The sequence below is a fragment of the Kitasatospora sp. NBC_01287 genome, from assembly GCF_026340565.1.
In the GTDB taxonomy this organism is placed as follows: Bacteria; Actinomycetota; Actinomycetes; order Streptomycetales; family Streptomycetaceae; genus Kitasatospora.
In genome coordinates, this window is record NZ_JAPEPB010000001.1 from 8414568 (window position 1) to 8438141 (window position 23574).

General features: G+C 73.8%; 20 protein-coding genes and 1 pseudogene. 10 read left to right on the top strand and 11 right to left on the bottom strand.

Translation table 11 applies throughout. The features are described 5' to 3' along the window. The first annotated feature begins 727 nt into the window (after nt 1-727). A complete protein-coding gene (locus tag OG455_RS35990) occupies nt 728-1099 on the top strand; it encodes an SHOCT domain-containing protein (RefSeq protein ID WP_266300475.1) in 372 nt (123 codons plus the stop codon). A gap of 23 nt (nt 1100-1122) precedes the next feature. Here OG455_RS35990 and OG455_RS35995 read toward each other — a convergent pair whose 3' ends face one another. The 3 genes from OG455_RS35995 to OG455_RS36005 all read right to left on the bottom strand — a co-directional run bounded on the left by OG455_RS35995 (nt 1123) and on the right by OG455_RS36005 (nt 5459). Further along, complete coding sequence (locus OG455_RS35995; RefSeq protein ID WP_266300476.1) at nt 1123-2982, bottom strand: FAD-dependent oxidoreductase; 1860 nt, start codon at nt 2980-2982, stop codon at nt 1123-1125. 172 nt (nt 2983-3154) lie between these two features. Continuing rightward, nucleotides 3155-4558, bottom strand: a complete 1404-nt coding sequence (locus tag OG455_RS36000) for a recombinase family protein (protein WP_266300477.1) — start codon at nt 4556-4558, stop codon at nt 3155-3157. Between the two features lie 337 nt (nt 4559-4895). Then, a complete protein-coding gene (locus OG455_RS36005; RefSeq protein ID WP_266300478.1) occupies nt 4896-5459 on the bottom strand; it encodes a CGNR zinc finger domain-containing protein in 564 nt (187 codons plus the stop codon). Nucleotides 5460-5677: 218 nt separating this feature from the next. On the opposite strand from OG455_RS36005, the pseudogene OG455_RS42175 reads away from it, so the two are divergent. Next, nucleotides 5678-6397, top strand: a pseudogene (locus OG455_RS42175) (MFS transporter); the annotation flags it as partial. Nucleotides 6398-6961: 564 nt separating this feature from the next. Here the strand turns inward: OG455_RS42175 and OG455_RS36015 are convergent. From OG455_RS36015 to OG455_RS36025, 3 genes are all read right to left on the bottom strand, one after another. Next, nucleotides 6962-7483: a hypothetical protein gene (locus OG455_RS36015; RefSeq protein ID WP_266300479.1), complete on the bottom strand. Its 522-nt coding sequence runs from the start codon at nt 7481-7483 to the stop codon at nt 6962-6964. 197 nt (nt 7484-7680) lie between these two features. Further along, nucleotides 7681-8484 carry a helical backbone metal receptor gene (locus OG455_RS36020; protein WP_266300480.1) on the bottom strand — a complete coding sequence of 268 codons (804 nt, stop codon included), beginning with the start codon at nt 8482-8484 and terminating at the stop codon, nt 7681-7683. A 224-nt stretch (nt 8485-8708) separates the two neighbouring features. Further along, nucleotides 8709-9005 (bottom strand): hypothetical protein, encoded by a 297-nt coding sequence (locus OG455_RS36025; protein WP_266300481.1) that lies wholly within the window; start codon nt 9003-9005, stop codon nt 8709-8711. Nucleotides 9006-9346: 341 nt separating this feature from the next. Between OG455_RS36025 and OG455_RS36030 the strand changes: the two genes are divergently transcribed. Next, complete coding sequence (locus tag OG455_RS36030) at nt 9347-9829, top strand: GreA/GreB family elongation factor (RefSeq protein WP_266300482.1); 483 nt, start codon at nt 9347-9349, stop codon at nt 9827-9829. Between the two features lie 240 nt (nt 9830-10069). Continuing rightward, nucleotides 10070-11386, top strand: coding sequence for a YhgE/Pip domain-containing protein (locus OG455_RS36035; protein ID WP_266300483.1), 1317 nt, complete (start codon nt 10070-10072; stop codon nt 11384-11386). 140 nt (nt 11387-11526) lie between these two features. On the opposite strand, the gene ligD is transcribed toward OG455_RS36035, so the two are convergent. Then, nucleotides 11527-12438, bottom strand: a complete 912-nt coding sequence (ligD, locus tag OG455_RS36040) for a non-homologous end-joining DNA ligase (protein ID WP_266300484.1) — start codon at nt 12436-12438, stop codon at nt 11527-11529. A 71-nt stretch (nt 12439-12509) separates the two neighbouring features. Here ligD and OG455_RS36045 point away from each other — a divergent pair, with 71 nt between their 5' ends. Next, nucleotides 12510-13529 (top strand): PHP domain-containing protein, encoded by a 1020-nt coding sequence (locus OG455_RS36045; protein ID WP_266300485.1) that lies wholly within the window; start codon nt 12510-12512, stop codon nt 13527-13529. A 252-nt stretch (nt 13530-13781) separates the two neighbouring features. Here OG455_RS36045 and OG455_RS36050 read toward each other — a convergent pair whose 3' ends face one another. Next, a complete protein-coding gene (locus OG455_RS36050) occupies nt 13782-15557 on the bottom strand; it encodes a serine/threonine-protein kinase (RefSeq protein ID WP_266300486.1) in 1776 nt (591 codons plus the stop codon). Between the two features lie 443 nt (nt 15558-16000). Here OG455_RS36050 and OG455_RS36055 point away from each other — a divergent pair, with 443 nt between their 5' ends. From OG455_RS36055 to OG455_RS36070, 4 genes are all read left to right on the top strand, one after another. After that, nucleotides 16001-17215 (top strand): trans-acting enoyl reductase family protein, encoded by a 1215-nt coding sequence (locus tag OG455_RS36055; protein ID WP_266300487.1) that lies wholly within the window; start codon nt 16001-16003, stop codon nt 17213-17215. Nucleotides 17216-17399: 184 nt separating this feature from the next. Beyond that, the gene (locus tag OG455_RS36060) at nt 17400-18104 is read left to right on the top strand and encodes a hypothetical protein (protein ID WP_323185629.1); all 705 of its coding nucleotides are present in this window, start codon (nt 17400-17402) and stop codon (nt 18102-18104) included. Nucleotides 18105-18279: 175 nt separating this feature from the next. After that, the gene (locus tag OG455_RS36065) at nt 18280-18708 is read left to right on the top strand and encodes a DUF4259 domain-containing protein (protein WP_266300488.1); all 429 of its coding nucleotides are present in this window, start codon (nt 18280-18282) and stop codon (nt 18706-18708) included. Between the two features lie 222 nt (nt 18709-18930). After that, the gene (locus OG455_RS36070) at nt 18931-20205 is read left to right on the top strand and encodes a hypothetical protein (protein ID WP_266300489.1); all 1275 of its coding nucleotides are present in this window, start codon (nt 18931-18933) and stop codon (nt 20203-20205) included. A gap of 122 nt (nt 20206-20327) precedes the next feature. On the opposite strand, the gene OG455_RS36075 is transcribed toward OG455_RS36070, so the two are convergent. The 3 genes from OG455_RS36075 to OG455_RS36085 form a co-directional block, all read right to left on the bottom strand. Next, nucleotides 20328-20615: a hypothetical protein gene (locus OG455_RS36075; protein ID WP_266300490.1), complete on the bottom strand. Its 288-nt coding sequence runs from the start codon at nt 20613-20615 to the stop codon at nt 20328-20330. A 121-nt stretch (nt 20616-20736) separates the two neighbouring features. Continuing rightward, on the bottom strand, nt 20737-21477 hold the full coding sequence (locus tag OG455_RS36080) for a maleylpyruvate isomerase N-terminal domain-containing protein (protein WP_323185630.1): 741 nt from the start codon (nt 21475-21477) through the stop codon (nt 20737-20739). A 64-nt stretch (nt 21478-21541) separates the two neighbouring features. Beyond that, the gene (locus tag OG455_RS36085; RefSeq protein WP_266300491.1) at nt 21542-22180 is read right to left on the bottom strand and encodes a TetR/AcrR family transcriptional regulator; all 639 of its coding nucleotides are present in this window, start codon (nt 22178-22180) and stop codon (nt 21542-21544) included. Nucleotides 22181-22292: 112 nt separating this feature from the next. On the opposite strand from OG455_RS36085, the gene OG455_RS36090 reads away from it, so the two are divergent. After that, nucleotides 22293-23522, top strand: coding sequence for a Gfo/Idh/MocA family protein (locus OG455_RS36090; protein ID WP_266300492.1), 1230 nt, complete (start codon nt 22293-22295; stop codon nt 23520-23522). The last annotated feature ends 52 nt before the right edge of the window (nt 23523-23574 follow it).

Here is a 23574-nt window from a genome sequence, read left to right on the forward strand (position 1 = left end):
GCCCGAGGCGTTCGGGACCACGGTCGACTCGGGGTCGGCGGAGGAGGCGCTCTCGGCGACCTCGTGACCGGCGCTGTCGTAGATGTAGAGGTCGAAGTCGTTGTTCTGGTCGGCCCAGCTGATGGAGACCGGGACGCCGCCGTCCGGGTTGCCCTGCCAGTAGCTCGCGGGGACGTCGACGGTGAGGTCGAAGTGGTCGCACGTCAGGTTCTGCGGGTCCTGGGCCTGTGGCGGGCAGTGGGCCGGGTCGGGGACCGAGCCCTGTGCGAAGCTCTGGCCCTGCCAGCCGATGGAGTGCTGCCCGGTCAGGGCCAGGGTGCCGCCGGGCGGGGCGGCGGCGCGGGCGGCGACCTGACCGCCCAGCAGGGCGCAGAGCACGGCGAGGACGGCGCTCAGGGCGAGGGAGCGGGGCGGGGGAGTTCGGCGCGGGGGAGTTCGGCGCGTTCGCATACAGCCGTCCAGGGGCGTGGAGGGGAGCGGGAGGCGGAACCGGCGTGGCGCATTCCTGCAGATGGTGAGTGCATGACAAGAGAGGTCGCGGAGCTGTGCGCGAGCCGCGACCGTGGCCGAGGGTAGCAGTGCGTTTCTGCGCGCTCAATGGTGTTGCGCGCACGAACGCGCAGCTTTCTGAGAAGCGCGCTCATGATCGGGGCGCACACTGGAGGGGATTCGACTGGCGGGGGGTGGCGCGGACGGCCTCGACCCGAGGTCGGAGAGGTGGCGTGAGATGAACTTCCACCGCTATCACCACGGAGGTGGGATCGGCGGCTGGCACGCCGGTTTCTGGCTCTTCTCGATCGGCGGCTTCGTGCTGCTCGCACTGCTGGTCGTGCTCATCGTGCTGCTGGTCCGGCTGCTGGGGAGCCGGCACCACCCGGCCTCGCACGGTGGCGCCGGTGCGGGCGGACCGGGCGCCGGCGGGCCCGGTGCGTCGGGCGGCGGCGAGGCCGAGCGCATCCTCGGCGAGCGGTACGCGCGGGGCGAGATCGACGAAGCGGAGTACCAGCGGCGGCTGCGGATGCTGCGCGATCCAGGCGGGCCGGGCGGGCCGGGCGTTCCGGGCGGGCCGCCCGTCGGCGGGCCGCCCGGAACGGGCTGATCAGCGCGGGTGCGCCTGGCTGATCAGCGCGGGTGCACCTCCAGGAAGGTGCGGACCGCCGATTCCAGGGCGCCCTCGATCCAGGCCGGCTTCAGGCTGGTGTGCTCACCCGCGAAGTGCACCCGGCCCTCCACCGTGCGGGTGGCCGGGTGCAGCTCGTGCAGCTGTCCCGGGGTGAAGATGCCGGCCTCGCCCAGCGCGTACCGGGCGCGGGCCCAGGACTGGGTGGCGGCCCGGCCGGTGAACTCCTTGCGGACGCCGGGGCCGAAGAGCCTCGCCAGGTCGTCCAGCGCGAAGGCGTACCGCTCGCCCGGGGTCAGCGAGTCCCAGCGCATCGCGTCGTCGGACCAGGTGTAGGAGGCGAGCAGCACACCGCCCGGCGAGCCGGCCGGCGAGTGCGAGGGCATGTAGGTGAAGCGGCTGGGGCTGTCCGAGGTGCAGCCGCCGCCGGTGAAACCGGTACCGCCCTGCTCCCAGAACCTGGTCTTGAACTCCAGCAGCACCTTGGTCGCCGCGTCGTAGTGCAACTCGTTGACCGCCCGGCGCTTCGGGTAGGACATCAGCGGCTCGACGGAGCAGAAGCGCAGCGCGCTGAACGGGATGGTGACGATCGCGTAGTCGCCCTCGAAGGACTCGACGGGGCCGGTGGGCGCGCCGTCGCAGGACTCCTCGGTGCCGCTCTCGGCCGTGGTCTCGATCCGCACCCCGGTGTCGGTCTGCACCAGGCGGGTCATCCGCCGGCCCATCCGCAGCTCGTTGCGCAGCGGCGCGGCGAGCGCGGTGGTCAGCGTGTCGGTGCCGCCCTCCAACTCCCAGTAGCGGTTGCCCGGTTGGATCACGGCGTGGTCCATCAGGGTGGGGATCAGCGAGTAGTGCAGCCGGGAGGTGAGGTTCTCCAGGGTGCCGGCCGCCTGGACGGTGGCCAGGTCCCAGCCGGCCTGCTCGATCAGGAAGCGGTGGGTCGAGTAGTCGTCGTAGTCCTGGATGATCCGGGTCCAGGCGTCCAGCTGGGTGTCGATCGGCTGGTTGGTCGGCACGGTCACCGGGGCCAGCGCGGCGTTGATCGTGTCCGCCATGGTGCTGGTGGCGTCGGTGCCGAAGCTCTCGTTGATCCGCTGCGGGCTGTTCGCGTAGCCGGCCCGGGTGGTGGCGAGATCGTTGACCCGGATCAGCCGGCGGTCGGTGGCCGGGGGCGGGGTGAACGGGCCCTGGGGGCTGCCGTTGCTCCAGCTCTCACCGGTGAACGCCTGGTAGCTCACCGGCGGCAGCGGGCCGGTCGGTTCGGCGCCCGGGGCGACGTCGGCGTTGTAGAAGAGCCGGCGCTTCAGGTTCAGCTTGTCGGCCAGCGCCAGTACCAGCGGGTGGAAGTCCGGCAGCCGCATCGCCCCGGCCTCCGCGTACAGCGCCGGGTCCTTGAAGCCGCGGAAGGTCTTCACCCGGCCGCCGGTCCGGCTCGCGTTGGCCTCGATGATCACCACCTCGTGCCCGGCCTGCTTGAGCAGGGTCGCGGCGGTCAGGCCGGCCACGCCGGCGCCCACCACGAGCACCTTCTTGCGTGCCGCGCGGGCGGGCAGTTGGCCGTCGATCAGGATCCGCAGGTACTGGTACTTGAGGTCGGAGCCGTCGTCGCCGACCAGCAGCAGCTTGCGTGCCAGGTCGCGGGCGAGGTCGGCGTCGATCTCGCGCGTGCCGCCGGTGCTGCCGGGGGCGGCGGCGGGCGCGGGGACGGCGCGCGGTGCGGTGGTGGTGGCGAACGCGGGGGCGGCGGTGGCGGTGGCGGCGAGGGCGGCCGTCGCGCCGGCCGCGCCGAGGAAGCCGCGGCGGCGCAGTCGCGGGCTCGTCTCCTCCGCTGAAGTTGCCTCGTTGACAGGCGGGTTGGACATCAAGGCTCCTGAATCGAAAGATACTGGCGAATCGAAAGACACTGGACGCCAACGTCAACTTGGTTGAGATAGTCAAGGGAACGCGTCGGCCGCCCGGTTCACCCGAAGGTGGTCGGGATGGCGCGAGCGGTTGGAATGGTCGGGACAGCAAGGGTGGTGGGGACAGTGGGGGTCACGGAGTGGCCGGGCCGGTCGCGGGGCGGTGGGTGCGCGGCCTGATCTCGATCCGGGTGGGGTCGAAGACGCCGCGGCTGGTGGCGGACGCGGAGATCCGGATGCTCGCGAAGAGGTGCCGGAAGACCGCGGCCTTGCGGGCCGGGGTGAGCCCGGACCAGCCCGACCGGGCCGCCGCACCGAGCGGGACGCCGTGCAGGGCGCCGTGCAGGGCGCGGTGCAGGGCGCGGTGCGGGGGCTGAGGCTGGGCGCTCGGGGCCGGGGGGCTTGGGACCGGACGGCTTGGAGCGCGGGGGTGCGCGCCGTCGGCGGGTGGCTCGGCCCGGTCCGGCGCGAGGGCTTCGAGCAGCGCGATCGCCCGCTCGGTGACGTGCGCCTCCAGCGACTCGGCGCCGATGTGCCGGGAGCAGCGATCCGCCTCCAGGCTGCTGCTGGAGGTGCAGGCGTAGGTCGGGTACGTGCCCACCATCGACCCCACCATGTGGCGTTCGCAGCGGGTGCAGCGCACCAGCGAGGTGAGCGGGTACACGCGCCGCGGCCTGCTGGTCGCCGCCTGCTCCCGCGCCCGCCTGCTGCGCAGCTCCCCTGCCGCCTCCCAGTCGGCGACGCTCACGCACGCGGGCCAGCCGGCACTCAGGTAGCCGCCCTCGGGCGAGCGCACGATCCCGCCCGCCAGCAGTCGCAGCCCGGCGTAGCGCGGTGCGGCGATCAGCCGGCCGACCCCGCTGACGGTCCAGTTCTTGCCGTAGGCGGTGGGTATCCGGCGGTGGTTCAGGTCGAGCGCGAGCGCGCGCAGCGACTCCCCGGCCAGGAACCGCGCGAACAGCTCGCGGACCACCACCGCCTCGGCCTCGACCAGTTCGGCCATCCCGGCGGCGTAGCCGAATGGGCGCAGCCCGCCGCCGTGGGTGCGCCCCGCCTCGGCCGCGGCCCGGTGCGCGGTGCGGGCGCGCTCGGAGCTGAGGCGCGCGGCGCGGCAGGCGCGTTCGGCCGGGCGCAGCAGCGCGGCGCGGACGGCGGGGTCGTCCAGGTCCTGCGGGTGCCCGTGCAGGCGCAGCCCGTGCCGGGTGGCGAGGGTGAGCAACTCGGTCAGGGCGCACGGGTGTTCCGCAAGCCGTTCGGCCTGGTGCAGGAAGAGGTGGCCGAACTCCTGGGCGGTGACCGCGTCGAGCAGCGCGGCCCAGCCCGGCTGCGCCGCGGGGGACAGGGCGGCCGGCGGGCGGGCGTCGGTGAAGACGTGGCGGGCGGCCAGCGTGAGACCGAGTGCGGCGCTCCGCTCGCGGGCCAGTGACTCCTGTAGATCGAGGCTGTCCTGACCGTCCCGGCTCGTGGCGCCGGTCAGCGGCCAGCAGTAGACCGCGGCGCGGCGGGCGGGGTCGCTGGCGGGGCTGGCAGCGGGCACGGCGGTCCTCGGGTGTGGGGTCCTCGGGTGTGGGGTCCTCGGGTCTGGGGTCCTCGGGTGTGGGGGTTGCGGCCTCCCGCAGGGGATGCCGTCCGGACCGGGCGTGGTGACGGGCTCGGGGGAAGCCTGCGGTGGCCAGGCCAGGCCAGGACAACCCAAGGGAGGCTAGCCCGGCCCAGGGCTCGCTGGAAGAGGGCGGCCTGACGGGTGGTCTGCTGGGTCTGCTGGGTCTGGCGGGTCTGGCGGGTCTGGCGGGTCTGGCGGGTCTGGCGGGTCTGGCGGGTCTGGCGGGTCTGGCAGGTCTCTGGGGTCCGTCAGGTCAGCCGGGTCAGCCGGGTCAGTTGTGCGGTTGGGCGCGGCGGTGCGCGGCGACCCGTTCGCGGGTGGCGCAGCGGCGCGAGCAGTAGCGGCGAGTGGGGCCGCTGCCCTGCGCGAGGAAGACCTGGTGGCAGCTCGGGGAGGCGCAGAGTCCGCCCGGCGGGCGCTGGCGGTCCCAGAGCAGCACGGTCAGGGCCAGGCAGGAGGAGGCCAGCAGCCAGGCGCCCCACGGGCCGTCGTCATCGGCGTCCAGGTGCGGGTGCCATGGAGTGCTGCCCCGGTGCGAGGAGATGCGCAGCTGTCCGGTGTGCGCGGCGAGCAGCCGGTTCAGGACGCCTGCGACCGCGTCGGCCTCCTCGGCCGCGAAAGCCTCGCGCAGCAGCAGCGCGGCGGCGCGGAGCTCCGCGAGATCGCGTTCCGTCAGCTCGATCGGGTCGCCCTCGCCGTGCTCGCGCAGCACCGCGGCGACGGCCGCCGCCGGTGCCGACTGCTCGGCGGTCAGCACGTTGACCAGTGCGGCGGTGCGGCGGGCGGTGGCCGCCACCGAGTGGCGGGTCGACCAGTCGTCGTCGGTGAGTGGCATCCAGGCAATGTAACGCATCTGGCGAAGGATTGCGTTACCTGGATACCGTGCCGTCAGGCGGGACCAGGAGGGTGATCGAGATGGCACGGACAGCACGGACAGCACGGATGGCGCGGCCAGGTGGGACGGGTGGGATGAGTGCGACAGATGGGACGGCCGCGGGGATGAGGACGGCGACCTACCTCGCCGGTGCGGCCGGCGCGCGGATCGGTGACGAGATGTCAGGTCCGGCCCTGCTGCTGGCAGGGCTGGCGGCCACTGGATCGACCGCGTCGGCCTCGGCGTTGCTGGCCGGGCTCACCGTCGCCGCGGCGGTCGGCGGGCCGGTCTTCGGAGCGCTGCTCGACCGCGCGGCCCGTCCCGGACGGCTGCTGGCCGGGGCGCTGGCGCTCTACGCGGTGGCGCTGGCGGCGGTGCCGCTGAGCCTGGGCCGCCTGCACCTGGCGGTCGGGCTGCTGATCGCCGTCGGGGCGGGCCTGCTCGCTCCCGCACTCTCCGGCGGTTGGACGGCGCAGTTGTTCCACCTGGTGTCGCCGGGCGGGCGGGCCCGGGCGAGCGCGCTGGACGCGATGACCTTCGACGTGGCGAGCCTGGCGGGACCCGCGCTTGCCGGGGCGGTCGCGGGGCTCGCCGGGGCGCGGTCCGGTGTGGCGGCCGCGGTCGGCCTGATCTGCTGCGCCGTGCCGGTGGCGTGGCGGCTTCCCGGCGGCGGCCGTACGAGCGACGGCGACGGCGAGGGCGACGTCGCTGTCGGCGCGGCGGTTGGTGGGCTGGGCGCCGAGCTGGGTGCCGGGTTCCGCGCCGCGCTGCGCAGCCGTCCGCTGGCCTTGGCCACCGTCAGTTCGGTGGTGTCCTGCGCGGGCCAGGGCGTGCTGGTCGCCTGCGTGCCGCTGCTCGGGGCGCGGGTGCTCGGCGGCGCCGGGCGCGGCCCGCTGCTGCTCGCCGTGATCGCCGGTGCCGCGCTGGCGGCCAACGCGCTGATCGCCCGGCTGCCGCGGGTGCTCGCGCCTGACCCGGTGGTCCGCTGGGCGCCGACCGGGCAGGCGGGCGGGCTGCTGCTGGTGGCGACCGGCCGACCGGGGCCGGTGCTGGCAGGTGCGGTCCTGCTGGGTGCCGTCGAGGGGCCGCAGCTCACGGCGCTCTTCGCGGTGCGCCACCGGGAGGCGCCGGCGCGGCTGCGGGGCCAGCTCTTCACCACCGGCGCCAGCCTCAAGCTGACCGGCTTCGCGCTCGGTGCGGGCCTGTCCGGGCTCCTCGCGAGCCGTTCGCCGGCCCCCGCGCTGCTGACCGCCGCAGCCCTCCAACTGCTCGTGCTGCCACTTCCCGCGCTGCTGGACCGCGTCGGCCGGAGGCGGGGCGGGCACGGTGCTCGGGCAGGTCGGGCAGGTCGGGCAGGTCGGGAAACCCGGGAAACCCGGGAAACCCGGGAAACCCGGGAAACCCGGGAAACCCCCGGCCCGGGGAGCGGGTCGGGGGAGTCGCGCGGGGGAGTGTGCCAGGCGTCAGACGGTACGGGCGGCCACCGCACCGGGTGCGGTGCGCAGGCGCAGCGCGCGGAGCCGGATGGTCAGCAGCCGCGAGACGGCCTCGCCCAGCGCCATCAGGACGAAGGCGGCCACCCAGGCCTGCTGGCTGGTGATGTGGTTGTTCCGGCTGAAGTCGGTCACCCGCTGCCCGAACCCGGTGTGCTCACTGGCCAGGACGAAGGCGATCCGGGCGCCGATCCCGCCCACCCAGAAGGCGGCCGCGAGCAGCCCGGCCTTCGCGAACGCACCCTCGCGGGTGTTCCAGACCTTGGTGGTCAGGCCGGCCAGCGTGCCGAGCAGCACACCGGCTGCGGCCAGGCCGACCTCCAGCCCGAGGTCCCCGCCCGCGGTGGGTACCGACTTGAGGTAGAACACGGCGGTGGCGGCGATCAGCACAACCGGCAGGACCAGGCTGGCCAGGTCCAGCTTGCCGCCCTTCATCTGCCGCAGGACCAGCAGGACCAGGGCGATCTGCACGCAGTACTCGGTGGTGTTCATGGGACCAGCGTGCCGCCGACCGGCCCCCCACCGCCTCGGCCCCCGGGTGGGCGGAGGGTTGAACCCGTTCTCCACCCGGGGGTGGAGAGGTCTCCCGTGGCAGGCGGCGGGTGAGCTGAAGGCACGTCAGGAACCGGTGTCCCGAGCGGTACCGCCGAGCACGCCGAGCACGCCGACCACGCCGATCGGGGCTCCGCTCAGCCGTCCAGGCCCTGGCCGGCGCGGCGCAGCTGGGCGGTGAGAAGGTCGGGCGCCTCGGTCAACGATGGTCCGTACCAGGTGAGGTGACGGCCGCTCAACAGCGCCGTCGGGATCCCGGGGAAGGCTTCGGGGCCGTCCGCGGCGCTGAACCGGTACGGCTCGTCCGGCAGTACCACCAGCTCCGCGCCGCAGGCCAGCAGCTCGGGCAGCGGGACGGCGGGGTAGCGCTCGGAGTGGTCCGCGTAGAGCTGGTGCACGCCCAGCCGTCGCAGCACGTCACCGGCGAAGGTGTCCCGACCCAGCACCATCCACGGCCGGCGCCAGATCGGGACGATCGCGCGCCGCGTGCCCTCCGGTGCCGGCACCGGCAGCCGCTGCCAGGCGGCCCTGGCCCTGGTCAGCCAGGCCGGGCCCGGCAGCCCGCAGGCCACGGTCAGCAGGCGCTCCAGCGAGGTGAACGCGGCGTCCAGGGTGCGGATCTCGGTCACGTACACCGCGATCCCGGCCGCGCGCAGGGCAGTCAGGTCGGGCAGCCGGTTCTCCTCCTCGTTGGCGATCACCAGGTCGGGCGCCAGTGCGCGGATGGCGGCCACGTCCGGGTTCTTGGTGCCGCCGATCCGGGTCACCGCCAGGTCGGCCGGCCGGCTGCACCAGTCGGTCGCGCCGACCAGCAGGCCCGGCGAGGTGGCGGCGACCGCCTCGGTGAGCGAGGGCACCAGCGAGACCACCCGCCGTACGGCGCCGATCGGCACGGGCCTGCCCTGGTCGTCGTGGATCGTGCGGGGGAGAGGTGCGGTCATCGCGCTGCTCCGGGTCGGCGGGCGGGCGGGGGGCGTTGGCGGGAGGCGTTGGCGGGGCGGGGACGGCCAACGGCCGGTACGGCATTCTCGCCGAACTCGCCCCCGAACTCGCCCCCGAACTCGCCCCCGCACCGGACCGCGCACACGCTCCCGCACTCGACCCCGCCGCTCCGGGGCTACCGGGCTCCGGGCTCCGGGCCTCGGCGCGGCAGGGCGGCTCGCGCTCAGCCGTCGTAGCGGGTCGGCGGAAGGGGATCGCGTTCCTTGCGGGTGGTCCCCCGGTCCGTGGGTACGTCGCCCTCCGCGACCTCGCGGTCGAGCTCGTTCCGCTCGTCCGCGTAGTTCGCCTCGGGGTTCTGGTCGGCGAACGACACACCAGGATCCGGGTCCAGGCCCGCCTCCTCGCGGTCCTGCTCGGTGCGCTCCTCCAGTTGGTCGCCGTCGGGACGGCGCGGCATGCCGCGCCCGTGGCCGGTGGCCTCCTCGCCCTCGACGGCCTTGTTCGACTTGTGGTGCGACATGGCTCCTCCAGACGCTCGCGGCCCGGTCCGGCAGCCGGCGGCCACCGCTCCCGGTCGCCCTCGGTGCCGGCGACGGACTGGCGGCACCCCCACCTCTAAACTCCAACTCCGCGCCCAGGTGCCCGCAACCGGGGGCCAGCGGCCGCTCCGCACCGGTCCCAGCTGCTGACGCCGGCTGCCGACCCCCTGCGGTCGGAACGCACTCCTCCCGGTGGCCCAAGGGGCGTCGGGCTCGGCACGGGACGAGAATTGCTGTGCGCGGACATGTCTCAATTCGCGGCGGTCGCGGCGGTCACGCTGATGCCGATCGATGCGGTCCCGCCACCACCACGGGAGCAGGAATGACTGGTATCCCCGAGCCGATCAGCCCTGAGGCCCGCCGGGCGCTCGAACAGGAACTCGCCGACCTGCGCGCCGAACGCGACGCGGTCGCGGCGACCCTGCAGGGCAACGACGCCGACTCACCCGGCGACCAGGCCGACCAGGCCGACGAACTGCAGCGTGCTGGTGAGGCAGCACGCCTTGACGCCGGGATCGCCGAGATCACCTCGCGGCTGAGCGAGGCGGCCGTGGCCGCCGCGCCGCGCCAGGACGTGATCGGGGTGGGCAGCAGCTTCACCGTGTCGTTCGCCGACGGCACGCGGGAGTCCTTCCAGCTCGGTGAGCTGGCCAACGAGCTGGACCAGGGCCTGTTGACGGCCGACAGCCCGCTCGGCCACGCGCTGCTCGGCCACCGGGCCGGTGACTCGGTGAGCTACGACACCCCCGTCGGGCGGGCCAGCGCGGTGGTGGAGTCCGTCGGCGATCCGCCCAGCAGCGGCTGAGCGGTCCGACCGAGTACGGCGTCGACCCGCCGACCGCGTGCCGGCCCGCCGCCACGGCGCCGCGAGTGTCGTGGCCGAGTGTCGTGGCCGAGTGTCGCGGCCGCCCGTGCTCGCCCGCGGCGTCTATCGTCGTGCTGCGACCGTGGTCGTGCGCTCCTCGGCGGCGTGCAAGTCCGTCGTGGGCATCCCTACCCGCCGCTGGCCCCTCTTCGGAACGGACCACCGAGCCACAGGAGTTGCGTGGCCTCCGCGATGCCTCCGCGCCTGCCGTCCCTCGACACGCGTGCGGCGGTGCTGCTGCGTCGGGGGAAGCTCTGGCTCGTCCCGAGCGTGCTCAGTGGTTTGGTCGCGTTGCTGCTCTCGCTGCTGTACATGGGCGGCATCCTGACCCCCACCAGCAGCCTGCGCCACCTGCCCATCGCCCTGGTGAACGCCGACACCGGCCCTGCGCTGCCCGGCGGGCGGGAGAACCTCGGCACCCAGCTGAGCGTCCAGGTCACCGCCGCCACCCCCGCCGGGCACGTCGCCTGGCGCCCGCTGACCCGGGCGCAGGCCGACGAGCAGCTCGCCTCCGGCAAGGTGTACGGCGCACTGGTGATCCCCGCCGACTTCACCGCCACCGTCACCGCGCTGACCACCAGCCGGGCCACGACCCGCCCCACCCTCACCGTGCTGACCAACCCCGGGGTGGGGAGCCTGGCCTCCTCGATCGCCTCCCAGATCACCCAGAGTGCGGCGCACCAGGGGTCGCTGGCCATCGGCCGACAGCTGACCGCCTCGCCGGCGGTCGCGGGCGACAGCTCCACCGCAGGCTCCACCGCACGCGTGCTGCTCGCCGATCCGGTCCAGGTCGACACCGAGGTCGGCCATCCGATCGGCACGCACACCGGACTCGGCCTGAGCGCTTTCTACTACACCCTGCTGCTGGTGCTGGCGGGGTTCATCGGCGCGAACATCATCCACAACGGCGTGGACACCGCCCTCGGCTACGCCGACAGCGAGCTCGGCCCGTGGCACACCCGCCGTCCCACGGTGCCGATCAACCGCACCCAGACGCTGCTGCTGAAGATGGGGATGACCGCCGGGATCTCGCTCCTGACGACCGCGCTGATCCTGCTCGCCACGGTGGCGGTCCTCGGCATGGACGCGCCGCACCTGCTGCTGCTGTGGCTCTTCTCCTACTGCGCGTGCCTGGCGGTGGGCCTGGGCGTCCAGGCCATCAACGCCGCGTTCGGCGGCATCGGCCAGCTCGTGGCGATGTTCGTGTTCATCGCCCTGGCCCTGCCCTCCTCCGGTGCCACCATCCCGCTGGAGGCCGTGCCGGGCTTCTACCGCTTCCTCGCCGTCTTCGAGCCGATGCGCCAACTCGCCGCCGGAGTGCGGGCGATCCTCTACTTCGACGCCCGCGCGGACGCCGGCCTCACCCGGGGCTGGATCATGATCGCGATCGGGTTCGCCGCCGCCCTGGTCTTCGGCTTCGGCATGACCCGCTACTACGACCGCCGAGGCCTGCGCCGTCTGACGCCCCAGCCTGCCCCCACGCCCCAGCCCGTCTGACGCCCCGGGCCGCCCCGACGCCCCGGCTTGCCCCGACGCCCCGGCCCGTCTGGCGCGCCGGCCCGTTTGCTGCGTGGCGGGACTGGGCGGCGGGGCCTCAGCGGTTGCCGGCCGGTCGGCGGCCGGTCGGCGGTCCCGGGTCAGCTCGGCCGGGCCGGAAGCGTACCCGCCTGGGCCGGGTCGGTCACCGCGGCGTGCGGATCGCCGGTGGTCCGGACCCGCTCGGCCACTTGGTCGGCGCTGAAGACCAACTGCTCGGCCCGGCGGCAGCCGGCCACCTCCGACCACTCCAGCGGTGTCGAGACGGTGGGCTCCGGGCGGGCCCGCAGCGAGTACGCGGCCACCGTGGTCTTCGAGCTGTTGTTCTGCGACCAGTCCACGAAGACCCGCCCGGACCGCAGCTCCTTCGCCATCTGGTCCACCACCAGCTCCGGCAGTGCCGCGCGCAGCCGCCGGGCCAGCTCGCGGGCGTACCCCGCCACGCGTGCGGCCGGGGTCTCGCGCAGCGGCACGGTCAGGTGCAGCCCCTTGCTCCCGGTGGTCTTGGGCCAGCAGCGCAGCCCGTCCGCCGCCAGCAGCTCGCGCGCGGCCAGCGCCACCGCGCAGCACTCCACCACCCCCGTCCCCTCGCCGGGATCCAGGTCGATGATCAGCCGGTCGTGGGTGCGGGGATCCGTGCGCCACTGCGGGACGTGGAACTCCAGGCAGCCCAGGTTCGCGGCCCAGAGCAGCGTCGGCAGGTCGGCCACCACGGCCTGGCGCAGGACTTCATGACGGTGCGTCACCTCCAGGGCGGGCACCCAGTCCGGTGCGCCCGGCGGCACCCGCTTGGCCCAGAACCGCTGCCCCTCCACCCCCTCGGGCAGCCGCAGGAAGCTGGCCGGACGCCCGGCCAGCTGCGGCAGCAGGACGGGCGCGACCAGCGTGTAGTAGCGCAGCACGGCGGCCTTGGTGTAGCCGGTCCGCGGGTAGAGCACGCGGTCCAGGTGGGTCAGCCGCAGGCGCCGGCCGGCCACCTCGGTGACCGCGGCGGTGGGGTCGGGGTCGGGCATGCCTTCGATGGTGGCAGCCCGCCCGGCGAGTCGTCGGCGGCGCGCGGGACGGGCTGCCCGATGATGAGCGGGTGACGGACCCGATCACGACGCTGGAGCGGATCGCCTTCCTGCTGGAGCGGGAGCAGGCCTCCACCTACCGGGTCCAGGCCTTCCGCAAGGCGGCCGCGACCCTGCGCTCCCGCGCCGAACTGCCGCGCACCACCGCCGGACTGACCGCGCTCCCCGGGCTGGGCCCGGTCACCGCCGCCGTGGTCGTCGAGGCCCAGGCCGGCCGCACCCCCGACTACCTCGCCGAGCTGGAGGAGCGGGCCGCCGCCCCGCTCGCCGAGTTGGACGGCCCGGCCACCGCGCTGCGCCGGGCCCTGCGCGGGGACTGCCACCTGCACTCCGACTGGTCGGACGGCGGCAGCCCGATCGAGCTGATGGCCCGCACCGCCCGCGACCTCGGCCACGACTGGGCCGTGCTGACCGACCACTCCCCGCGGCTGACCGTGGCCCGCGGCCTGAGCGCCGAACGGCTGCGCGAACAGCTCGCGGTGGTGGCCGAGGTGAACCGGGCGCTGGCGCCGTTCCGGCTGCTCACCGGGATCGAGTGCGACATCCTGGACGACGGCTCGCTCGACCAGGAGGACGAGCTGCTGGCCGAGTTGGACGTGGTGGTCGCCTCCGTGCACTCCAAGCTGCGGATGGCCGCCGAGCCGATGACGCGGCGCTTGCTGGCCGCCGTCAGCAACCCGCTGGTCGACGTGCTGGGCCACTGCACCGGCCGGCTGATCAGCGGCAAGCAGCGCCCGGAGTCGGTGTTCGACGCCGCCACGGTCTTCGCCGCCTGCGTCGAACACCGCACCGCCGTCGAGATCAACTCCCGCCCCGAGCGGTTGGACCCGCCGAGCCGCCTGCTCCGCCAGGCCGAGGAGGCCGGCTGCCTCTTCGCGCTCGACACGGACGCGCACGCGCCGGGCCAGCTCACCTGGCAGGACTACGGCTGCGCCCGGGCCGCCCGGGCGGGCGTCCCGGCCGAGCGGGTGATCACCACGTGGTCGGTGGACCAACTGCTGGACTGGACGCGGACGGGCCGGCGGCCGTAGCTGCGCTGGGTGCTTCGGTTCTGAACCATCCGGTTCTGGACGATCATGTTTTGGACGATCCGGTCTTGGTTCTTTGGGGCCTGGGTTCCTTTGGTTCCCGGGCTTTTCGGTTCTGGACCATCCAATTCTGGACCACACGATCCTGGGCGATCCAATTTGGGACCATCAGTTCCTTGACGATCAGATTTTAGATGATCCGGTTCTGGATAATCCTGCTCTGGACGACCTGGTCCGGGACGATCTGGTCCTCGACTATCCCGTCTTCGCCAGGTCGCCGCTGACGCCGTCGATCACCAGGTGGAGGGTGCCGTTCGCGTTGCGGGTGTATATCTGCGGCAGGGTGATCGCGATGCAGCCGCTGAGCCCGGTGGTCGGTTCGGAGGTGATGACCAAGCGCTCGGCGGCGGCGGAGGTCAGCGAGCCCACGTCGTCGCAGTAGGCGGTGCCGGGGCCGGTGTTGTTGTGAATGGTGGCGACCGGGTCGCCGACCTGGCCCTGGGCGATGGTGATACGGAAGTCGGCCTGGGTGCTGAACTGCGGACTGCTGAGCTTGCCCTGCCAGGTGCCGAGGAAGGCGCTCGGCACCGCCCCGGCTGCCGCGGCCCCGGCCGCCGAGGGCGAGTCGGGCGCCGCCGGCGGGGCGGAGGTGCCCGGGTGTGTGCCGCTGCCGGGGGTGCCGGTGGCCGCGTTGAGGGTCGGTGCCTGCTGGTGGCTCTGCTGCTGCGTCGTGGCGGCGGTCGGGGTGCTCCCGTGATCGTCGGTCAGCCACACCGCCGTTCCCGCCACCGCCGCCGCGACGACCGCCGCGAGCAGCACGGTCAGCAGCCCGCGTCCACGTGGCGGTCGGCCGCCGGGCACCGCAGTGGGAAGTGCGCCGGGCGAGGGCGTGGGAGCGTACGTCGGAGCCGGGGGCGGTGTCGCCCCGTGCGCCGATCCGTGCGCCGCCCCGTGCACTGATCCAGGTGCTGATCCGGCCGTCCGGGTGAAGGCCGGCGCTGCCCGTCCCGTCCCGTCCAAGCCGGCCCCTGTCGCGTGCCCGCCGCCGATCTGTGGGGCGCCGATCCGTGGGTCGCCGATGTTCGAGCCGCCGATGTTCGAGCCGCCGGCCCCGGTGGCGCCGTCCAGGTCCAGCAGTTCGACCGCCAGCCGGGCCAGCGCCCCCGCGACCGGCGCCGGGAGCCAGTCGCGCCGCTCCAGCGCGAGCGCCGGCTCGCCGTCCGACGCGAGTGCGGCGCGCAGCTGAACCGGTGTCGGGCGCGCCTGCGGGTCCTTGGCCAGGCAGGCGGCGACCAGCGCCCGCAACGCGGGGTCGACCGAGCTCAGCCGTGCCAGGTCCGGCTCCTCGTGCAGCACCCGGTAGAGCAGCACGGGCGCGCTCACCCCCTCGCCGAACGGGGCGTCCCCGGTGGCCGCGTAGGCGAGCACGGCGCCGAGCGAGAAGATGTCGCTGGGTGGCCCGGCCAACAGCCCCTGGGCCTGTTCGGGGGAGAGGAACCCGGGGGAGCCGACGACGAAGCCGGACCGGGTGAGGGCGGTGGCGGCGTCCATCGCCCTGGTGATGCCGAAGTCGATCAGCCGTGGGCCGTCCAGCGCGAGCAGGACGTTGGACGGCTTCACGTCACGGTGCACCAGGCCCAGCCCGTGCACGGTGGCGAGCGCTTCCGCGAGCCCGAACCCGAGCGCGCGGACCGCCGCACCCGGCAGCGGGCCGAACTCGCGCACCGCCGTGCCCAGCGCGGGCCCGGCCACGTAGCCGGTGGCCACCCAGGGCTGCGGGCCCTCGGTGTCAGCGTCCAGCACAGGCGCCGTCCAGCGGCCGCCGACCTGCCGGGCGGCCGCCACCTCCTGGCGGAAGCGCACCCGGAACTCGTGGTCCGCCGCGTACTCGGCGCGCACCGTCTTCACGGCCACCGTCCGCCCGCCGGCCGTCCGGCCCAGGTAGACCTGGCCCATCCCGCCCGCGCCCAGCCTGCGCAGCAGCCGGTACCCGCCCAACTGCCGCGGGTCCGCCGCCCCCAGCGCCTCCATGTCGACACCGCTCCCCTCGCCGCCGTCGCGCCGCCGATCACTCGCCCGACGTCACGCCAGACGGTACCGGTAGCCGGGCCGGTTCCCGAACGCGGCGGCCGGGGCCGGGCAGCGGTTCTCCCGGCGCTGCCTCCTTTGACCTGTCGACGAATTGACAGATCGTCAGCGCACAGGTCCAGGAGTCGGGGCCGGCGGTCGGCCGGTCGGCCGGTCGGGCGGTCAGCGCTGGTCGGCTGCGGGCTGCGGGCTGCGGGCTGCGAGGTGCGGGCTCCGGGTGGGCTGCGGGCTCCGGGGTGCGACTGTGCGAATGATCGCGGAAAACCGGGGGAGGATCGGTGGTGTCCATGGTCGACCCGCGCTTGGCATGGTTGTCATGACCGTTGACACTCGCACGCTCCGCTCCTTAGCGTGGGCGCCCCAGCTACCGGCCAGTAGGGATCAGCATGCACTCCGAGCGCCCCTATGACCTCGTCCTGTTCGGCGCGACCGGCTTCACCGGTCGGCTCACCGCGGAGTACCTCGCCCGTGCCGTGCCCGAGGGCTGCCGCTGGGCCCTGGCCGGCCGCAGCCTCGACCGGCTGACCGAGGTGCGGCGCTCGCTCACCGCCATCGATCCCGCGCTCGCCGAACTGCCGTTGCTCACCGCCGATGCCGCCGACCGGACGGCGCTGCGGGAGGTGGCCGGTGCGGCCCGGGTGGTGATCTCCACCGTCGGTCCCTACCTGCGCCACGGCGAGCCGCTGGTCGCCGCCTGCGCCGACGCGGGCACCGACTACGTCGACCTGACCGGCGAGCCCGAGTTCGTGGACCGGATGTACCTGCTGCACCACGCGCGGGCCAAGGCGAACGGCGCACGGCTGGTGCACGCCTGCGGCTTCGACTCGGTGCCGCACGACCTCGGGGTGCTCTTCACCGTGCGCACGCTGCCGGCCGGTACCAGGGACGCCCCGGTCGAGGTGCGCGGGTTCGTCCGGGCCGGCGGCACCTTCTCCGGCGGCACCTTCGCCTCGGCACTGACCGCGCTCTCCCGGCCGCGGGCCGCCGCCAGGGCCGCGCGCGAGCGCCGCGCGGTCGAGGAGCGCCCGGCCGGCCGGCGGATCCGCACCACGCCGGACCGTCCGCGCTGGTCCGACGACGCGCGGGCCTGGGCCTGGCCGTTGCCCACCATCGACGCGCAGGTGGTGGGCCGTTCGGCGGCCGCATTGCCGCTCTACGGACCCGACTTCCGGTACGGCCACTACGCCGCCGTCAAGCACCTGCCGGTCGCGCTCGGCGGCAGCGCGGGGATCGCGCTACTGCTCGCGGCGGCCCAACTGCCGGCCCTGCGCCGCGGGCTCTCGGCGCTGCGCAAGCCGGGGGAGGGGCCCAGTGCGGCGCGGCGGGCCGACTCCTGGTTCACCGTCAGGTTCGCGGCCGAGAGCGGTGGGGCGCGGGTCTGGACCGAGGTCGGCGGCGGCGATCCCGGATACACCGAGACGGCGAAGATGCTGGCCGAGTCGGCGCTCAGCCTCGCCTTCGACGAGCTACCGGTGACGGCGGGGCAGGTGACGCCGGCCGTCGCCATGGGCGAGGCGCTGATCGAGCGGCTGCAGGCCGCCGGCATCCGTTTCAGGGTGCTGGTCAAGCCCCCGGCGAGGGCGCCACGCCGGGTGGTCTGAGGTGGCCGGTCGAGCCAGGGCCTCTCTTTCGGATCTTTCGGATCCTTCGGATCCTGTCGGGCGCGCGACGTAACGGGCAGCCTGCCGAGCGCCGAAGGGGCCTCTCCTGGCGCGAGCCCTCCGGCAGTGCCGGATCCCGGCAAGGCGGCGGGCTTCGCGGTGGTGATGCGGGCAACCCGCCGCGGTGATGTCGCCACCGTTTGCCATGATGCCGGGCATGGTGAGAACACTGCGTATCAAGGGCTTCTCCGAGACCGGCCGGCCGATCTCCACGCCGACCACCAAGTTCGGCGGCCAGCCCGGGTGGCTGGCAGGTCCGCAGTGGCCGATCAGCGCGGCGTGGGGTCGACCGATGCGGTTCGTCGGCCAGATCGAGTTGGGCCCGGTGATCGGAGCGGCCGGCCAGGGGAGGATGGCCTATGTCTTCGTGACCCATGCCGATCACGAAGAGGACTTCTTCGACCCCGACATCGTCGACCCCGATGGCGGTGAGAACGCGGTGATCGTGCAGCCGGGCGGCCACTATGCCGGTCCGGTGCGCCCGCTGGCGACCGGGCCCGGGCTGTACGGCGTCGACGGGTCGGAGGTGGAGTACACCGTCGACCTCCGCGCTGCCGACGAGCCCGGTTCCGTGACGGATGAGGAACTCGAAGGCCTGCCCTCCACCGATCGAAGCCGCTACGTCGAGTTGACCGACGGCGACCAGATCGGCGGAACGCCGCTGTTCTTCCAGGGCGACGAGTGGCCGGACGGCGGCCCTTGGCGGCTGCTGCTGCAACTTGACTCGAACTGGCTGCCGTTCCACCTCGACCTGGGCGCGGCGCCGAGGCTTTTCGCCTTCGTGTCCGAGGACGGCACCGAGGGCAGGCTGCTCGTTCAGGACTCCTGAGCCGGTCGGGCCATCGCGGGGGTGGCGTGGGACCGGCAGATGTCGCGAGCAGGTGAGAACCATCGCGACCAGTCACATCGGGCCGGGGGCCGGCCCCGCGCTCCCGTGATTGTCAGTGGTAGGTGCCATGCTGGCGGCATCTATTCGAACAATTGCTCGATTGAGGAGAGCGGTCATGGGCACCTGGGACGCCGGCCCCTTCGACAACGACACCGCCGCTGACTTCTCCCTGAGGCTGGACGAGGCGGGCTCTGCCGAGCGCCCGGCTCTGCTGCTGGCGGCGCTGGAGCGCGCGCTCGCCGCTGACGTCCGCCTGGAGCCCGCGCACGCCGAGGAGGCGATGGCAGCCGTGGCATTGGTCGCGGCGCAGTTGCCCGGCGGCGAGCCGATCGACCCGGCCTATGCGCCGAAGGAGCGGATCCCCTGGCTCGACGCCGAGTTCGGCGGGCTCGCCCGCCGGGTGCTGGACCTGGTCGGCGGGGAGGGGAGCGCGCTCGCCGAGCAGTGGGCGGACTCCGGGGAGGAGCCCCGCTGGCGCGAGCGGCTGGCCAGGCTGCGCGCGGTGCTCGACGGGCACGGTCGGTGGCGGCCCGGGTGCGGGTAGTGGCCCTGGGTGCGGGAGCGGGCAGAACGGTGCGGTAGGTTATCCGAGACCTTCAAGAGAGGGTAAAGAAATAGGGTGCTTTTTGCTTGCACTTTGTGATCTTCTGGCTCGTACGTTCCGCTGTCCGGGCGGATCGCAGCCCTGCCGAAGTGCCGTGCGCCCACACACAGGAGAAGAACCATCAATACCGCCATAGCCCGTGCCGCCCGCACCGTCGTCGTCGTGGCCACCAGCGCCGCTCTGCTGACCGCCGGCCTGGCAGCCTGCGGCACGGTGAAGGAGCTGACTGCTGCCCAGAAGCTCTCCAACGCCTTCGGCAAGCTCGGCGACAGCAAGGATCTGAGCGTCAAGTTCGACCTGGACGCCACTCCTGATCAGCTCATGGCCTATGGCAAGGCCACCGGCGAGAAGATGGAGCAGCAGGACGCCGATGCGGTCGCCGGCCTGGGCATCTCGGTGGCGCTGCACGCCGACAAGCCGTTGAAGGAGCTGGAGAGCGTCAAGCACCCGGCGAACCCGCAGGACGCCAAGGTGAAGGCCGAGGCCGAGGCGATCAACGTCGATTACCAGCTGACCGATCGGTCCGGCGCCGCGCTGATCGAGTTCCGGCAGGTCGGCGGTGTGGTCTACCTGCGGGGTGACATCTCCGGTCTGGCCAAGCTCTCCGGCGAGGACGGGGCCGCGGTGCGCGGGGAGTTCGACAAGGTGGCCGCCGACCTGGGGCCGCTGCACGACGCGCTGACCGGCAGTTGGGTCTCGCTCGACGCCAAGACCCTGGAGGAGTTCGGCGCCGACCCCACGGGAGAGGGTGCGCCGGTCCCGTCGGCGGCGCCCTCGCTGGACCCGAAGACCACCACGGACCTGCTCGGGTCGCTCAAGGGCATCCTCTCCAACGACCTCACCTTCGCGAGCAAGGGCACCGTGGACGGAGCCGACCAGGTTCAGGTCACCGCCCCGTTCCGCAAGGCGGCCGAGGACCTGCTCAAGGCCGTCAAGCCGGTGATGGCGCAGCTGCCGACCAAGGAGAAGCTGCCCGACACGGTGCCCGCCGACGTCCCGGACAAGAATGTCGCGGCCGACTTCTCGATCAAGAACGGCGTGCTGGTCGGCGCCCGGTTCGACCTGGCCCAGTTGGACAGCAAGGCCACCGCCGACGTCCACCTGCCGCTCAAGATCGCCGTCGACACGAACGCCCCTGTGATCCAGGCGCCCGACAAGGCCGCCAAGCTCACCGAGACCGACCTCCAGCAGGCCTTGATGGCCATGGTGGCAGGCTTCGGGGACGCTGAGGGGGACGCGACCGGCACCGGCGGGGCCGCCGACAGCTCGTTGCTGAAGGGCAGCACCTTCCCGACGGTCCCTGCGCCGCCGCTGACGGCCGCCCAGGTCAAGGAGCTGACCGCGAAGACCGGCCAGACGCCGGAGTCGATCACCGCGCTGAACCAGCTCGGCCTGGGCTACGACGAGATCCTGGGCCTCGGGGCCGGGGAGAACTGAGCCTCCAGGGGGTGGTGACTGGCGAGGAGTCGGTCGCCACCCCTGAGCTCCCGGGGACCGAGCGGTCCTCGCCACGGTCGGATCGGTCAGGTTCAGAGGTCGCGCGTTTGTGCGGGGCCCGGTCAACGTCGGGCCAACACCGCGACCTCCCAGCCGAAGCCCACCACCAGCCGGCCATCCGGCACCACGGCCACCGCGCAGACCGGCAACGGGAACACCAACTCCGGCCCGACCTGGTCGCCGGTGGTCAGGTCCCGGATCCGCACCGTGCAATCGTCGCCGCCGGTGACCGCGACGGGGCGGCCGTCGAGCACCGCCGTCGCCACCGCCGGCAACGCATCGGCGTGGGCGGTCGGAATTCGACGCAGGGACCGGTCGAGCTGCGCAGCCGCGCGAGCACGAAGCGTCACCGTCGCACACTGCGCAGGCCCCTGCCCGGACCCCGCCGGTATCCTCCTTCCGCCTATCCGCGCGAGTACCTAGGCGGACTTGGTCGGAGTTGGTCGGAGTTGGTCGAGATGGTCAGGCTGGTCAGCTCACCGCGGCCTTCCATACCCAGGAGCTGAGCGGCTCGCGGTCACCGAGCGGACCGCGGCCGGTGGACCAGAGCAGGACCTCGACCGGGTCCCCCGCGGGTGCGGTCGGGAAGAGTCGGGAAAGCACCTTGGCGCACAGGTCGACCGGCGGACGCCAGTCGATCCGCAGGCCCTGGGTGATGTCGTGGGTGTGCAGCAGGGTCTCGGCGACACCCATCGCGGCGAAACCGCTCGGATCGGTCGGGCCCCAGTGCCACGCCCGGTCCGCCGGGTCGGCGGCGGCGAGTGCGCCGCTCAGCAGCCGGCCGCAGGCGCGCACCACCGCGAGCAACTCGTCCGGCGTGGCCGTGGGGCGGACCTGGAGGTCGAAGGGCAGGTAGGCGCCGGCCGGTCTGGCAGCCACCTGGCCGGCGTAGGCGAGCAGGTCGTGCGCGATGTGGGCGGCGGTCGCCGCGCACGTCCATTCCAGGGTGCCGGCCCGCACCTGCCAGTCGGCCGCCAGCTGCGGTGAGAGTGCCCGGAGCAACTCGGCGACGGCGAGGTCGACGTCATGGCTGGTCATCTCGCCGGGCCGACCGTGCTGCCGCCCGCTCGGCCCACCGCTCGGCCCACCGGTGTCCGGGGCGGCGGGTGGCGTGTTCCCCGGGGTGGCCTTCGGTGTGGCGGGCCAGTCGGCCCGGGGGTCGGCCTGGGGGTCGGCCTGGGGGTCGCTCTGCGGCGGGTCCGTCTGCTCCATCGAGCGATCGTGGCAGGCCAGGCCGTCCATCGGCAAACGATTTCGGCCGGTGGTTGACGGTCGATCAGCTCGGCGCGACGCCTGGCGGCGGGGTGGGCGAGCCGGTGCGCAGCCCGTCGAGCAGGACCTGCAGGGTGCGGCGCCACTGCTCGCCGCCGGCCCGCAGGCCCACGGTGCGTTCGCCGGTGGCGGCGACCGAGGCGAGCAGGAACGGGACGTCCTGCCAGCGCAGGTCCCGCCGCATCGCGCCGGCCTCCTGGGCGCGCTCGACCAGGAGGCGGAATCGCTCGCGCAGGGCGGCCAGGGTGGCCTCCAGCGCTGCGCCGCAGGCGCCGCCGAGCGCTTCGCCGATGCCGCAGCTCTCGGTGCGCAGCCCCACGTACGCGGCCGCGAAGGTGCTGAGCCCCTGCCAGGGGTCCGGCTCGGCCAGCGCGCGGTCGGCGAGTTCGATCATCTCGCCCAGCACCTCGTCCAGGACGGCCAGCAGCAGCGCCTCGCGCGACGGGATCCGCCGGTAGAAGGTGCCGACGCCGACTCCGGCCCGGGCGGCGATCTCGTGCGCGGAGGCGTCCACGCCCAGTTCGGCGATCGCCGTGCGGGCCGCCACCACCAGCCGTGCCACGTTCCGCCTTGCGTCCGCTCGGGGTTGACGCCCCGTCGGGTCGGTGGTCAGGCGGTCCACGGCGCTGATCGAACTGCTCATGACCCGATCCTATCCCGGTCGCGAAATAACTGGACCAAGTCTGTCCGGTTGGCTAGAGTCCGGTTACGTCAGAAGCGGACAAGATCTGTCCGTTTGACGTACGGGAGGAGCCATGGCCATGGTCGGGCAGGGGCAGGGGCAGGGGCAGGGGCAGGGGCAGGGGCAGGGGCACGCGTCGGAGGTGCGGGCGTCGCAGGGGCGCGACCGCCGGGCGGTGCCGCGGATCCGGGTGGGCATCATCGGGGTCAACCCGCGGCAGGGGTGGGCGGCGCGAGCCCACATCCCGGCGCTGCGCGCGCTGCCCGACTACGAGATCACCGCGGTCGGCACCAGTCGGATCGAGAGCGCCCGGGCGGCCGCGCAGCACTTCGGCGTCCCGCACGCTTTCGCCGACGCGCGGGCGCTGGCCGAGCACCCCGAGGTCGACCTGGTCGTCGTCACCGTGAAGGTACCCGCTCATCTGGAGCTGGTGGAGGCCGCGCTCGCGGCCGGCAAGCACGTCTACTGCGAGTGGCCGCTCGCCCGCACCACGGCGCAGGCCGAGCGGCTGGTCGCCGCCGCCGAGGGGGCGGGGGTCCACCACGCGGTCGGCCTGCAGGCCAGGAGTGCCCCCGCGCTGGCCTACGCGCGGGAGTTGATCGCGGACGGCTACCTCGGCGAGGTCGACTCGGCCACCCTCTACGCCGCCCGCGGGAAGGGGGCCGGCCCGGCCCTGCCGGCCTGGGCCGCCTACACGCTGGACCAGCGCAACGGCGCCGGGACGCTGGAGGTGGCCGGTGGCCACACGCTGGACGCGGTGCAGCACCTGCTGGGCGACATCGAGCAGCTCTCCGCGACCCTCGCGGTGCGCCGGTCGTCCTTCCGGATCGCCGAGACGGACGAGCGGGTCGAGGTCACCAGCCCCGACCAGGTGCTGCTGAACGCGCGGCTGGCCGGCGGCACGCTGCTCGCCGCGCACCTGCACGACGGCAAGGGCGCCGACGCGCGCACCCGGTTGGAGGTCTCGGGTACCGAGGGCGACCTGGTGCTGGTCTCGGCAGGCCCGGCCGGTCCGCTGGGCGTCCAGGTCGGCGAACTGCGGCTGCTGGGCGCGCGCGGCCAGGCCGGCGCGGATCGATCCTTCGTCGAACTTCCCGTTCCGTCAAGGTACTTCGCGGTCGACCCGACTGCCGTCGACGAGCAGGGGTTCCATGTCGCGCAGCAGTACGCGCAGTTCGCCGCCGACCTGCGCGGCGGCGGGCGCACCGTGCCGGACTTCGCGGCGGGCCTGCGCCTGCACCGGTTGCTCGACGCGATCCGGCGCTCGGACGCGACCGGGGCGCGGCAGACACTCGACATATAGTCTCTGCGGAGATAATCTGTTGGAAGGTTATCGCCCGCCGCGCCGCACCGGA